At 70.6% G+C, this 12520-nt stretch carries 13 protein-coding genes; 2 read left to right on the top strand and 11 right to left on the bottom strand.

The features are described from left to right. The 11 genes from HUT06_RS41765 to HUT06_RS41715 all read right to left on the bottom strand — a co-directional run bounded on the left by HUT06_RS41765 (window position 1) and on the right by HUT06_RS41715 (window position 9276). Complete coding sequence (locus tag HUT06_RS41765) at window positions 1-1023, bottom strand: NADPH:quinone oxidoreductase family protein (protein ID WP_176200741.1); 1023 nt, start codon at window positions 1021-1023, stop codon at window positions 1-3. A 47-nt stretch (window positions 1024-1070) separates the two neighbouring features. Continuing rightward, complete coding sequence (locus HUT06_RS41760) at window positions 1071-1436, bottom strand: MerR family transcriptional regulator (protein WP_176200740.1); 366 nt, start codon at window positions 1434-1436, stop codon at window positions 1071-1073. A gap of 101 nt (window positions 1437-1537) precedes the next feature. Continuing rightward, window positions 1538-1909 carry a hypothetical protein gene (locus tag HUT06_RS41755; RefSeq protein ID WP_176200739.1) on the bottom strand — a complete coding sequence of 124 codons (372 nt, stop codon included), beginning with the start codon at window positions 1907-1909 and terminating at the stop codon, window positions 1538-1540. Window positions 1910-1917: 8 nt separating this feature from the next. After that, window positions 1918-3318: a hypothetical protein gene (locus HUT06_RS44210; protein WP_217711659.1), complete on the bottom strand. Its 1401-nt coding sequence runs from the start codon at window positions 3316-3318 to the stop codon at window positions 1918-1920. Window positions 3319-3390: 72 nt separating this feature from the next. Next, window positions 3391-4122: a PaaX family transcriptional regulator C-terminal domain-containing protein gene (locus HUT06_RS41745; RefSeq protein ID WP_176200738.1), complete on the bottom strand. Its 732-nt coding sequence runs from the start codon at window positions 4120-4122 to the stop codon at window positions 3391-3393. 21 nt (window positions 4123-4143) lie between these two features. Then, entirely contained in the window at window positions 4144-5283 is a 1140-nt protein-coding gene (locus HUT06_RS41740) for a HAMP domain-containing sensor histidine kinase (protein ID WP_176200737.1), read from the bottom strand. Between the two features lie 77 nt (window positions 5284-5360). Beyond that, a complete protein-coding gene (locus HUT06_RS41735; RefSeq protein WP_176200736.1) occupies window positions 5361-6335 on the bottom strand; it encodes a D-alanine--D-alanine ligase in 975 nt (324 codons plus the stop codon). Next, window positions 6332-7384, bottom strand: a complete 1053-nt coding sequence (gene alr / locus HUT06_RS41730) for an alanine racemase (RefSeq protein WP_217711658.1) — start codon at window positions 7382-7384, stop codon at window positions 6332-6334. Before alr ends, HUT06_RS41735 begins: the two co-directional genes overlap by 4 nt. Window positions 7385-7458: 74 nt before the next feature. Beyond that, the gene (locus HUT06_RS41725; protein ID WP_254715669.1) at window positions 7459-8040 is read right to left on the bottom strand and encodes a M15 family metallopeptidase; all 582 of its coding nucleotides are present in this window, start codon (window positions 8038-8040) and stop codon (window positions 7459-7461) included. 181 nt (window positions 8041-8221) lie between these two features. Beyond that, on the bottom strand, window positions 8222-8569 hold the full coding sequence (locus HUT06_RS41720) for a hypothetical protein (protein ID WP_176200734.1): 348 nt from the start codon (window positions 8567-8569) through the stop codon (window positions 8222-8224). Next, the gene (locus HUT06_RS41715; protein ID WP_176200733.1) at window positions 8569-9276 is read right to left on the bottom strand and encodes a hypothetical protein; all 708 of its coding nucleotides are present in this window, start codon (window positions 9274-9276) and stop codon (window positions 8569-8571) included. The genes HUT06_RS41720 and HUT06_RS41715 overlap by 1 nt, the downstream gene beginning before the upstream one ends. A 103-nt stretch (window positions 9277-9379) precedes the next feature. Here HUT06_RS41715 and HUT06_RS41710 point away from each other — a divergent pair, with 103 nt between their 5' ends. Both HUT06_RS41710 and HUT06_RS41705 read left to right on the top strand, forming a co-directional pair. Continuing rightward, complete coding sequence (locus HUT06_RS41710) at window positions 9380-11140, top strand: acyl-CoA dehydrogenase family protein (RefSeq protein WP_176200732.1); 1761 nt, start codon at window positions 9380-9382, stop codon at window positions 11138-11140. 98 nt (window positions 11141-11238) lie between these two features. Further along, window positions 11239-12486, top strand: coding sequence for a cytochrome P450 (locus HUT06_RS41705; protein ID WP_176200731.1), 1248 nt, complete (start codon window positions 11239-11241; stop codon window positions 12484-12486). The last annotated feature ends 34 nt before the right edge of the window (window positions 12487-12520 follow it).

Genomic DNA, 12520 nt, shown 5'->3' with positions numbered 1-12520 from the left:
CTAGCGCCAGGGATCGAGGGCGTGCTTGCCCTGGGTGGCGCCGGCTTCGAGTTGCCGTAGCACCTCGGGCCCGTCGGCCAAAGAGTGAACCTGGGGAGTGCCCGGCGGGTAGACGCCGTTGCTGACGAGCGCCTCGATCTCGGTGAGCAGCGATCGGTAGAGGGACGGAGCCTCATCCGCGAGCGCACCGATGTGCAGGCCCTTGATCTGGACGTGGTGGGTGAAGACCAGGTCGCGCGTGGTGACGGCGGCGTCGCCCGAGGCGGCGCCGAAGACGACGATGCGGCCGGTGAAGGGCTTGGTGACCGCCAGGCTGGTCTCGAACGTGGCCTTGCCCACCGATTCCAGGACCGCGTCGACCCCGGCCCCGCCCGTCAGCCGGAGGATCTCGGCGGTCAGTCCGGGGTGGCGGCCGTCCAGGACCTCGTTGGCACCGAGTGCCTTGACGGCGGCGTGCTTGGCCGGGGAGGCCGTGGCGATGACACGGGCGCCGTAGTGGCGGGCGAGGCGGATCGCGGCCTGTCCCACGCCTCCGGCCGCGGCATGGACGAGCACCGCGTCGCCGGCCCTGATCTCACCCAGCGGCTTGAGCGCCGCCAGCGCAGTGGCCCAGTTCAGCACCATCCCGAGCGCTTCGGCGTCGCTCCAGCCGTCCGGCACGGGCAGGACGCCGGCGGCCGGCATCGTCATGTACTGCGCGAAGGCGCCCGGACCGGCTCCGACGACATGGGTGCCGAGCGGAAGCGGACTCTCGACGTCCGCGCCGACCCCCACGATCTCGCCGGCGGCTTCGAAGCCCGCCACGTAGGGCGGCTGCGGCCCTCCGCCATAGGTCCCGCAGGTCTGCATGACGTCGGCGAAGTTGACCCCGGCTGCCCCGACGCGGACCAGGTACTCGCCGGGCCCCGGGGTGGGACGGCGGTGACCGGTGTCGAGGCCCAGGTCGTCCGGCCCCCGGTGCGAGCGCTGGATCAGTGCCCGCATCGTCTGGTCAGCGGTCTGCCGCAAGTCGTTGATCTCCATGCGCCAGAATGTAGGAACCTGACACTTGCGTCAAGGTCAAGCGGCTCTCAGAGACCGGTGCGACGGGCCTCCCGAAGGTAGGCGTCCAGGGCCGCCTGCTGATCGCTGAGAACGGCGATGCGTGAAGCGAGCCGATCGCGATGGCTCCGCACCTCATGCAGGAACTCCGCGGACACCGCCCCGGTCCCGGCATCGGTTCCGTCGGTGAGACCGGGCAGGACTTCCCTGATCAACCGCACCGGCAGGCCGGACTCCAGCAGGGAGCGGATGACGAGCACCCGGTCGATCGTGGACTGGCAGTAGTCCCGGAACCCGTTCCCGAAGCGGCCAGGGACGATCAGGCCCTCATCCTCGTAGTGCCGCAACGATCGAGCACTCGCACCACTGACCCGCGCCGCCTCGCCGATCTTCATACCGACGCCAACACCCAAGACCACCAAGACCTTCCACCCTCATCTTGCATCCGGCGGATACTGCGTCGGCATGCCCGGCAATGGTCCTGCACGGCTGCCCGTCAAGCACTGCCGGAGGGGTGTTCCGCTATCAACCTCTGGAGGTCGAACGTGAGGAGCATGGCATAGCCACCGATCGCTGCCATGTTCTCGAAGATATCCCTGGCCACTGCCTCTTCGTGCGCCTTGTCGCTTTCGAAGGAGCGCAGTGTGATGACTATCGGATACTGGGAGAAATTGATGCCGTAGTCGTCTTCGAAATCGTGGTGCAGTTCGACCTCCACCGCCACTTCGCGAGTTTGTCCGGCATAGGCGATGGGATTGTCCTTTGCGGCGAGCTTGCACATTCGGCAGTCGGCGGCCGTCGCTATGTCGCTCACCAGTCGTTCTATTGAGTTGTTAGTTCGAATAAATATCTCATGATAGCTGCTCATAGTGCTCCTCAAGGCCAACTTATCTCGTACCCGTCACCTAGGATCCGGATTGTATCCATGCGCCCTGGGTTGTGGCGCAGGAACCGCTCCAGGCCCTCTCTCGCTCCATCCTCTGTCAGTGCGGTGCCGCGTGTGTCGATGATTGCGTTCGATGCCTGTCCCTTCGCCTTGTTCAAGGCGTTCTTGACGCTCCCGGGTACGGCACCTGGATCAAGGCTTTTGAACTCGACGGGAACGTCGTCCACGAGAGCATCCGGTGTTCGCGTGCCGTCGACCTTGGATTCTGGCACTGCCTCCACGCGGCGGCCCTCTGAAACCAGCAGGTCTGCAATCAGGCGCTCTCCCTGATTGAACTTCTTTCTAGATTCATCGAGCTTTCCGCTTTTGGTGCCCTTCTCGATGGGGTCGAGTTTTGGTTCCTCGTGGTCTCCGGTCAGCTTGTTGGTTTTGGGGGCTTCGGCGGCGGCTTCTTGGAGGGCTCGGGCGGAGGTGGCGGTTTCGGATTTGCCGGTGCGGCGGAGGGCCGCGGCCAGGCGGGCGGCGACGCCCGAGCCTGAGCCCGTACCGCCGGTCACCGCGGTGATGACGATGGTGGGAGCGGCCTCGCCGAAGGCGCGGACGGGGTCGCGTTTCCATTCTTCCCAGTTGACGGCGGCCTTGGCGAAGGCGATCGGGTGCTGGACGCCCTGGGCCAGGCCCTGGATCTGGCCAACGGGGCCGCGCTCCAGCCAGCCCTTGGGCTTGATCGCTAAGTAGACGGGGGCCGTCGTGGGGTTGCCGGCCAGGGCGCTGAGACCCATGTCCTTGACACCCTGGCCGAGGCCGGGGAGGTAGTGGTGGACGTAGGCGTTCCAGCCGTCGTGCAGGACGTTGCCGGTTTTGGCGGGCTCGACGACCTGCTGCTGGTCTGTCTTGAGGAGTTCTTCGCGGCTTCGGCGTATTGCGGGCTTCTGGTCGGAGACGGTCTGGGCGGCGCGGGAGATCGTGCGGGCGGGGGCGGTGCTGAGGCCGAGGTTGGCGAGGATTTCGGAGAGGGCCTGGGCGGCGTCCTCCCAGGAGTTCGCGGTGCGGGTCAGTTCGGTGCTGAGTTGGTCGAGGGCGTCGGGTGAGCCGCTGCGTGCGGTGGAGGCAGAGCGGCCGCCTCGGGGAGGGCCCGGGATGTACGGTTCGCGGACGCGCGGTGGGCCGGCTCCGGCGGCCACCTGGCGGACGGAGTCGAAAGCGGCGTAGAAGGCGGCGCGGACGTCCTCGTGCTGGTCCGCGAGGGTCTTCTGGAGGCGCTGTCCGGCGGGGCCTGTCAGAGCGCCGTCTAAGAGGAGGGTGTGGGCGCGTTTCAGGGCGGGGCCGTGTTCTTCGGCTAATCGTGCGACGTGGGGTAAGAGGGACGCCGCTTGTTCTGCCCGGTCCATCGAACCTCCTGCCCGACGGATTGTCAGGTTAGGGGTCGTGGAGCCGTTGGGCTATGGGGTTTTGCGGCCTGGTCAGGTCAGGAGTTGGGTTGTGAGGAGTTGTTCGAAGTCCTTCTCGAAGGACTCGTAGAGGGTGCGGAGGGCCGGGCCCGGCCAGGCGGGTGGGAGGAGGGGCGGGGGGAGCAGCGGGTCGTTCAGGAGGTGGCGGAGGACGGCGGCGGCCAGGGTGAAGCGTTCGGCCATGCCGGTGGTGCCGGAGAGGGCCGTGCGCAGGGTTTCGGCCTTGGACGTCCAGGCGTCCAGGTCCCAGAGGGTGGCGGCCAGGGCGGCGGGGTCCTCTTCGGGGCGGCCCTGCAAAAAGGTGCACTGGCGGACGACCGGCTCCGGGCGGGTGCGGGTCAGGTTGGCGGGGCGCAGCCAGGTGCCCTCGCGAAGTTCGGCGAGGCGGAGCGCGGACATGGCCTGGCGCAGGGCGGTGCGGTCGGCGGCGGGGCGGCGCTCGGCGGTGATGACGGCGATCTCCCACGTGCCGTCCCATGGGCGGGTCGGCGGGCGGCGGGCCTCGTCCTGGCGGGCCTGGCGGGCGAGGAGGCGGTCGGTGAGCGCGTACCCGCCGGGGGTCTGGACGAGGTCGCCGGCGGCCACCATGCGGGAGAGCGCGACCCGGACCGTCCCCTCGGCGATGCCGAACAGGTCGCCGACGCGGACGAGGTGGCGGGCCGGGAGCCGGGGCGGGTGGACGCCGAGCAGCGTGCTCAGCACGACCGAGCGGGCGGTGAGCGGGCGGATGTCCGGGTGGTCCATGGCGGGCTCGACCCTACCCGGCTAGGGGGTCCCGTTCGGGGACGGTCCGTGCGGCACGGGCGGCAGGTAGACCGTGGCGAGGAGGCCGCCGGCGGGACGGGGGCTGAGGTCGAGGGTCCCGTCGTGTGCTCGGACGATGCTGTGCACGATGGCCAGCCCGAGCCCGACGCCCGCGTGCTCGTCGGTGCGCTGGCGCTGGGTTCCGCGTTGGAAGGGCTCGATGAGGGTCGGAATCAGCTCCGGCGGTACCGGCCGCCCGGTGTTCTCGACCCGCAGGACGCTCGCGCCGTATCGCGATTCGGTGTGGACGGTCACAGTGCCGCCGGTGGGGAGATTGTGGACGATCGCGTTCTGGACGAGGTTGGTCACCAGCCGCAGGATGAGTTCCGCGGAGCCGAGGGTCTGCGCCTTGTCGCCGGTGACGGCGAGCGTGATCTGGCGCCGTTCGGCGAGGGGGAGCAGCGTTTCGGCGGCCTCTTCGGCGACGAGGGACAGGTTGACCACCTCGCGGCTGAAGTTCCTGCGGTCGGCGCGGCTGAGCAGCAGGAGGGCCTGGGTGAGGTCGATCGCCCGCGTGTTGACCGTGTGGAGGCGTTCGATGAGCTGGTCGTGGCCCCGCGCGGGGTCGTTGCGGGCGACGTCCAGGAGCGTTTGCGAGATCGCCAGCGGGGTGCGCAGCTCGTGGGAGGCGTTCGCGGCGAACCTCTGCTGTTCGGCGACATGGCGTTCGAGCGTCTCGAGCATGGTGTCGAAGACGTCGGCGAGTTCGCGGAACTCGTCTCCGGGGCCTTCCAGGCGGATCCGGTGGGACAGCGACCCCTGGGAGGCCAGCCGTGCCGCGTCCGCGATCCGGGTGAGCGGTGCGAGCATCCGGCCGGCGAGGAGCCAGCCTCCCACCAGGCCGAACACCAGCAGGAAGGCCATCGCCGCGGCCGCGCGGGGGACGAAGGCGCGCTGGAGGTCCTCGCGGCCGGGGATGAACGGCGGCGCCGGCCGCCCGTGCCGGTGGGTCCATGGCCCGAGCTGGACCGCGCCTTCCGGGACGTACCGCAGGAGGAACACCCAGACCACGGCCAGCAGCAGGGCGCCGGCGACCATGAGGAAGCCGGCGTAGCTGAGGGTGAGTTTCAGCCGGGCGCTGAGCCCTGGACGCCTATCCATGGGCGCCGCCGGGGTGGATGAGCATAGTTGCAGGTTAAGCGGCACTTCATATCGCCCACGTATGCAAACTCGGGGCATCACCCCGGGTTCGTGGGCACGGGCACGGTGGCGGTGTCGACCAGGCGCGCGACCAACTCCTCGTAGGGAAGTCCGACTGCGGCGAACATCCTCGGCACCTGGGACTGGGCCGTCATGCCCGGCATGGTGTTGACCTCGTTGAGGACGGGTCCGTGGTCGGTGAGGAAGAAGTCGATGCGGGCGACACCGGCGCAGCCGAGCGCGTCGAACATCCGCAGTGCCGCCCCGGTCAGGGCCGTCCGGTCCGCCTCGCCGAGGTCGGCGGGCACGCTGAACCTCGCCGACCCGTCGTACTTCGACTGCGTGTCGAACAGGCCGCCGGCGTGGATCTCCAGTGGCGGCGACGCCCGGCGGCGGCCATCGGCCTCACGTAGGACGGCCACGTCGATCTCCCGTCCCGGGACGACGTCCTCGATCAGGATCCGGTCGTCGAATCGCGCCGCACAGCGCAGCGCCTCGCGCAGCTGGGAGGCGTCGCGTGCCAGGGCGACACCGAAGCTCGACCCGGCCGAGGTCGGCTTCACCACCACGTCCGTCTTGAACTCGATGTCGGCGATCTCCGCCGCCGTCACCAGCCGGCCAGGGGCGGTGTGGATTCCGACGGCCTCCGCCACGAGCTTGGTCGCCCACTTGTCCATGCCGAGCGCTCCGGCGCGCAGGCCCGAGCCGACCATCGGTTTGTGCGCGAGGGCGCACAGTGCTGCCAGCGTCCCGTCCTCGCCGGACGGGCCGTGGATCGCGGGGAAGACGGCGTCGGCGCGTTCTATGACGCCCAGTGCCGCCGCCAGGGAGGCGATGGTGCTCGGCGCGAGCGCGTCCGTTTCCTGCCTCCACGTGCCGTCGCGGTCGATGGTCAGAGTGTCGACGCCGAACCCGTTGGAACGCAGCGCCTGCGCGATCGCCGCGGCGGTCGCCAGGGAGACGTCGTGCTCGGCGTTCTGCCCGCCGCCGATGACCGCGATTCGCCGTGTCATGCGATGCTCCTTTTCACACGCGGCCCGATGCCGGTGACGATGGTGTGCGGGATGGTCCCGGCCCAGCGGGCCCAGTCCCGGATGGTCGGGGAGGCGCCCCCCGCCGGGCCGAAGACGGTCGCGGACGTGCCGGTCCGGAAGGCGTCGGCACCGGTGTCGATCACGATCTGGTCCATCGAGACGCGTCCGACGACCGGGAGGCGGCGCCCGGCGATCTCGACGCCGGCCTGGGGCGAGCACTCGCGCGGGATCCCGTCGGCGTACCCGACCGGCAGGACGCTCAGATGGGTGGCGCGATCGGTGACGTACGCGCCGCCGTAACCGACCGGGGTGCCCGCCGGGACCGCCGCCGTGTGCACGATCGGCGCGGTCAGCCGGGACGCGCCGTGCATCTCCACGGTCTCGGACGGGTCGATGCCGACCAGTCCCGCCCCGACGCGGACCATGCTGAAGTGCGTCGCCGGGTCGGTCAGCGTGCCCGACGTGGCCGCGAGATGGACGAGCGGCGAACCGAGCCCCGCGGCTTGGACGGCCTGCCGTGCCCGGCGCATACGGGCGACGGCCGGCGCGTTCGCCGCAGGGTCGGCCCGGTCGGCCAGCGGAAGATGCCCCATGACGCCGGTGACGCGGATCTTGCGAGCCTGCTGGGCACGCTGAGCGAGGCCGATCAGGTCGTCCCACCGGTCGCCGGGGCAGCCGCCACGGGACATCCCGGTGTCCATGTGGAGATGGATCCGCACTGTCGACACGGTCTGCGCGACGAGCGCTTCGAGTTCGTCCACCGACCCGACCGCGACATCGACCCCGGTGGCGGCCACCGCCTCGGCGTCGATCCCGGAGGGGTGCAGCCAGGTGAGGATCGGCACCGCCAAGCCGGCGGCGCGCAGCGCGGAGGCGTCCGCGAGGCTCGTCGTCCCGAGCCATCCGGCACCGGCGGCGACGGCGGCTTCGGCGACCGTGACGGCGCCGTGGCCGTAACCGTCGGCCTTGACCACGGCCATGATCGTGCTCCGGGTCCGCGCACGGACCTCGGCCACGTTCGCGGCCACCGCCGCAGGCAGCGTCTGCAAGGTCGGGGGCGGAAATGTGCCTGAGCGGCGCTCAGGCGAGACTGCGAGCCGATTCACGGCTGCCTCCACGGGTGCTGGGGCGGCTCCGCGTACATCGGCGGACGACGGTCGGCGGCGGCATCCGGATGCGGCAGCCGGACCGGCTCGAAGGTGCGGTACTCGAAGTGCCACCACTCGTTGCCGTAGATGCGGTAGAGCCCGTACCGCCCGCCGTGCCGTTCGAGCCACCGCGCGCCCTCGGTCGGCCGGACGTCGATCGCGAGCCCCCGCACGTGGCTGGACTCGTCCGGTGGCAGCACCCGGCGCCGCGCCGCGGGCACCGAGCCGGTGCGCCGCACCTCAGCGGTGAAGAGCCGGTGCTGTTCCGCCGCGTCCCGGTATCCCGAGGTGAGGCCGATCAATTGCCCGTCGCGCCAGAACGCCTCGGCCCGCGCGTGCGTGAACGCCAGCAGCGTTTCCGGTGCCAGCCCGCTGAGGTTCTCGGCGGGGAAGCGCATTCTCAACGCCCATTGGCAGGCGAGGAAACGGGCGCGGCCCGGTGCACGGCAGAAGGCGATCGGCACCAGCAGCACCGCGAGGAGCCGAGTGACGGTCGCCAGGAGGCGCACTTTCAGCGCCGAACACGAAATCGCCACGACTCACCGCCGAAGGGTCAGGTCGTGGGCGGGGCCTCGGGCGGTCAGGGAGTGTGATGCGCTGTGGGGCATGCCTCCACTGAAGAGGGAAGGCTGTTGCGGTGCCGTATGCGGTTTTCAATACGCTCGCGATACACCGACATTCAGCCCGACCGCAGCGAGGGTGCTCAGGCGGGGGTGCTCAGCCGGGGGACACGAGGAGCCGCCAGTCGCCGCGTGCCTCGATGTGGAGGAAGGTCGAGCCCGCCAGCTCGCCGTCGGCGGAGGAGCGTCCCTTGCCGGACAGGACGCGCGGACCCAAGGCGAATTCCGGGGTCAGCTCGGTGACCCGGTAAGCGCCCCCGTCCCTGTGCTGCATCTGGATTCGCGCCGATCCGCCGATGTAGCGGCAGAGGAAGGCGCCGCGTGAGGCGATGGCCTGCTCGACGGTCGGGACACTGTCACCGGGTTGCAGCCAGGCCGACCACGTGCCGCCGCACTGGATGCGCAATTGGACGGGCCACTCGCTCTCCAGAGAGAGCGGCCGCACTATGCGAAAGGCCAGCGGCTCCTCTTGGAGGCGCACGGCCTTTCCCTGGTGGACGCGTTCGACCCGCGCGCCTCCATGGAGGCGGACGATGAGCACCGATGGCACGTCCCATTTGGGGCGGTGCAATGTCGCTTCGCCGGCGCCCGCCCTTTGACGTGCTGTTTCTTGCCCAGATTCGGCGGGGCGACCTTGAACGGGGCGGGCTGCTTCCCAGGACGGGACGACGGCTGAGCCGGCTTTCGGCGGACAGGCGCGGGAGCGGGAGCGGGTGCCGGGCGGACACCGGTCGCGATCGGCGGCAGGCCCTCGGTCAGCCGGACGGCGTCGGCCGCGCACACGTCGACGTCGCGCGGGGCGCCGCCCGGCGGGGCCCAGGAGACGCGGTTCACGGACGGGCCGTGGCGCGGGTCGAAGAAGCAGAGAGGCCGGCCGGACAGGGCGGCGTTGGCGCGGGCGAGCGCGGCGCGTCCTTCGGCGAGGGCGCGCAGGACGTCGGCGGCGTCGTCCCGGTCGCGGTCGCCCAGGAAGCGGACCTTGGCCTGCTCGTAGGCGTCGAGGGCGCGGGCGTAGTCGGCCATCAGCGCGGGGTCGGCGCCGTGTTCGTCCGGGTCGAGGGGGAGGAGCGCGAGTTCCTCGCCGAACGCGGTGATGTCGGCTTCGATCTCCGCGAGTTCGTCGTCGCGCCGCCGCCTGAAGATTCCGAACACCGACCGCCCCCTGTGATCAGGCAGATCGTATCGATGTGCGCGTTTCGGGCGCGACGCTGTTACAGGCTTCCATCATGTGACGAGAAAGCGTAATGTCGGACCCATGACGTCCTATCTGATCGAGCCGTTCGACCGGCTGCCGTTCGGCGGCGCGGAGAAGGCGCGCCGGTACGCGACCGAGCGCTACCAGGGGGCCGCCGGCCGCAACTGGTACGACTGCGACCCCACGCTGCGGTTCCTCATGCGGCGCCACCTCGGGGACGGCTTCGGCTGGGCCGAGCCGCGCCTGAAGGAGATGGGCGCGCTGATGGGCGGGCCGATCGCCGAGCGGGCCGAGCAGACCGACCGGAACCCGCCGCGGCTGGAGAAGTACGACCGGTGGGGGCGCGACGTCAGCGAGGTCGTCATGCCGCCGTCGTTCGAGGCGGCCCGGCGGGACATCGTCGCGACGTCGTTCACCCGGCCCGGCTTCGTCGCGGAGGCGAAGGCGAACGGGGTCGACCCGGCGCCGCTGGGCGTGGCCTGGAGCTACCTCCTCGACCAGGCCGACATCGGCATGGCGTGCGCGCTCGGGACCGGCGGCGACATGGTCGTCCAGCTGACGGAGATGTTCGCGCCGGAGGACGTCAAGGAGCGGGTGCGGGAGCTGTTCGCGGCCGGGGAGATGTCCGGCGAGGCGGCACAGATGCTGACCGAGCGGTCGGGCGGGTCGGATCTGGGCGCCCTGGAGTCGACGGCGTCCAAGGACGGGGACGCCTGGCGGGTGAACGGGCTCAAGTGGTTCGCGTCCAACGCCAACGGGTCGGCGTTCGTGGTGCTGGCCAAGTCGGAGGGCGCCGCCGACGGGGTGCGGGGCATCGCGCCGTTCCTCGTCCTGACCGAGCGGCGGGACGGGACGCGCAACGGCGTCCGGATCCGCCGGCTCAAGGACAAGCTCGGCACGCGCTCCGTGGCCTCGGCGGAGATCGAGTTCACGGACGCCGAGGCGTTCCTGCTGGCCCCGTCGTCCAGCGCCGGGCAGGGCGGCGACGGCAAGGGCCTGGCCCGCATGATGGAGCTGACCAACGGAGCGCGCCTCGGCATCTCGATGATGGGCCTCGGCTGCGCACGCCGGGCGCTGGTCGAGTCGCTCTGCTACGCGCGGGCGCGCGAGGCGTTCGGTGCTCCACTGGCCGACCAGCCGCTCATGCAGAGGAAGCTCGCCGAGCTGATCGTGGAGACCGAGGCCGCGCAGGCGCTCGTCTTCGACGGCTATCTAGGACGCCCCAGGCTGCGCATTGGGGCGGCGCTCATCAAGCTGAGGGCGGCCAGGCTCGGTGTGACGGCCGCCAGCGACGCCATCGAAATCCATGGCGGGAACGGCTACATCGAGCAGTGGCCGGTGGCGCGCCTTCTGCGCGACGCCCAGGTCAACCCCATCTGGGAGGGCGGCGACAACATCCTGTGCCTGGACGTCCGCCGCGCCATCGAACGGCAGGACGCGCACGAGCCGTTCCTGGAGAGGCTCACGCAGGCCGTCCAGCAGGCGCCGCAGGGGGACGACGCCACGGCCGAGTTGGTCGGCGAGCGCATCGAGAATGTCCGCCAGGCCATAGCTGCATGGCGCGGCCTGGACAGGACCGTCGCCGAGGCGCGCCTCTTCCCGCTCGCCCAGTACATGGCGGACGTCTATGCGGCAGCCTTGCTCCTGGAGCAGGCGGGCTGGGAGCGCGCCGACTCCGGCACGGACCGCAAGGCGCTCGTCGCCCGCCTCTACGCCCGGACGCACCTCGCCGACGCCGGACCGCTGCGCGCGATCGACGCCCCCGCCGAGGACCTCGACCGCTTCGCCGAACTGGCGGACGGCGCGTTCACCGGCGACTAGCCCGACGGCGCCGCGGCGCGGGCCGGTGATCATTGACCGAACAGGATTCGGGCCCGTAGGTTCCTGGGAGGCGGCAGCCCCGATCGAGGAGCGATGCGATGACGCTTACCGTGGCCGAGGCGGGCCTGGACCTCGCCGATCCGAAAGCCTACGCCGACGACCGGCGGCTGCACGCGTCGCTCGCGCTGCTGCGCCGCGAGTCGCCGGTGCACCGGGTGGACGCCCCCGACTACGACCCGTTCTGGGCGATCACCAGGCACGAGGACGTCCTGGAGGTCGAGCGCAACCACCAGATCTTCCTGAACGCGCCGCGCCCGCTGCTCGGCACCGCCGAGTTCGACCGGCTGAACCGGGAGCGGGCCGAGCAGGGCATCGCGCTGCGCACGCTCATCCACATGGACGACCCCGACCACCGGGTCATCCGGGCGATCGGCGCGGACTGGTTCCGGCCGCGCGCGATGCGGGCGCTGGAGCCGCGCATCAAGGAACTGGCGAAGCGGTACGTCGACCGGATGGTGGAGCGCGGCGGCGAATGCGACTTCGCGCAGGAGGTCGCCGTCCATTTCCCGCTGTATGTGATCCTGTCGCTGCTCGGGCTTCCGGAAAGCGACTTCGGCCGCATGCTGAAGCTGACGCAGGAGCTGTTCGGCGGAGACGACGCCGAGTTCCAGCGGGGCACGAGCAACGAGGAGAAGCTGCAGGTCCTGCTCGACTTCTTCGCCTATTTCCAGGAACTGACGGTGGCGCGCCGCAAGGACCCGACCGACGACCTCGCGTCCGCCATCGCCAACGCGCGGGTCGACGGCGAGCCGCTCAACGACTTCGACACCGCCTCGTACTACGTCATCATCGCGACGGCCGGGCACGACACCACCAGCGCGACGATCTCCGGCGGTCTGCACGCCCTCATCGAGCACCCCGACCAGCTCGAACGGCTCCGCGAGAAGCCGGAGCTGATGCCGTTCGCGGTGGACGAGATGATCCGCTGGGTGACGCCGGTCAAGGAGTTCATGCGCACCGCCACGCGGGACTACGAACTGCGCGGCACGACCATTCGCGAGGGCGACGCCGTCCTGCTCTCCTACCCGTCGGCGAACCGCGACGAGGACGTCTTCGACGACCCGTTCGCCTTCGATGTCGGCCGCGACCCGAACAAGCACCTCGCGTTCGGTTTCGGCGTCCACTACTGCCTCGGCGCCGCGCTCGCCCGCATGGAGATCCGCGCGTTCTACGAGGAGCTGCTGCCGCGCCTCCGCTCGATCGAACTCGCCGAGGAGCCGGTGGGCATCGCCACCACGTTCGTCGGCGGCCTGAAGCGCCTCCCGATCCGCTACTCCATCGCCTGAGCACGGCCCCCTCCCTCCTCCCGAAGGAAGCCCT

The sequence above is a fragment of the Actinomadura sp. NAK00032 genome (assembly GCF_013364275.1).
Classification (GTDB): domain Bacteria; phylum Actinomycetota; class Actinomycetes; order Streptosporangiales; family Streptosporangiaceae; genus Spirillospora.
Note: the sequence above shows the minus strand (reverse complement) of the source record. Positions and strands in the feature narration are given on the sequence as shown.

What these genes read in the sequence shown, in the direction of transcription:
- HUT06_RS41755 (WP_176200739.1), bottom strand. Translation starts at nt 1,909, where the DNA reads ATGAGCAGCTATCATGAGATATTTATTCGAACTAACAACTCAATAGAA.
- HUT06_RS44210 (WP_217711659.1), bottom strand. Translation starts at nt 3,318, where the DNA reads ATGGACCGGGCAGAACAAGCGGCGTCCCTCTTACCCCACGTCGCACGA.
- HUT06_RS41760 (WP_176200740.1), bottom strand. Translation starts at nt 1,436, where the DNA reads ATGAAGATCGGCGAGGCGGCGCGGGTCAGTGGTGCGAGTGCTCGATCG.
- HUT06_RS41710 (WP_176200732.1), top strand. Translation starts at nt 9,380, where the DNA reads ATGACGTCCTATCTGATCGAGCCGTTCGACCGGCTGCCGTTCGGCGGC.
- HUT06_RS41765 (WP_176200741.1), bottom strand. Translation starts at nt 1,023, where the DNA reads ATGGAGATCAACGACTTGCGGCAGACCGCTGACCAGACGATGCGGGCA.
- HUT06_RS41740 (WP_176200737.1), bottom strand. Translation starts at nt 5,283, where the DNA reads ATGGATAGGCGTCCAGGGCTCAGCGCCCGGCTGAAACTCACCCTCAGC.
- HUT06_RS41705 (WP_176200731.1), top strand. Translation starts at nt 11,239, where the DNA reads ATGACGCTTACCGTGGCCGAGGCGGGCCTGGACCTCGCCGATCCGAAA.
- HUT06_RS41735 (WP_176200736.1), bottom strand. Translation starts at nt 6,335, where the DNA reads ATGACACGGCGAATCGCGGTCATCGGCGGCGGGCAGAACGCCGAGCAC.
- HUT06_RS41745 (WP_176200738.1), bottom strand. Translation starts at nt 4,122, where the DNA reads ATGGACCACCCGGACATCCGCCCGCTCACCGCCCGCTCGGTCGTGCTG.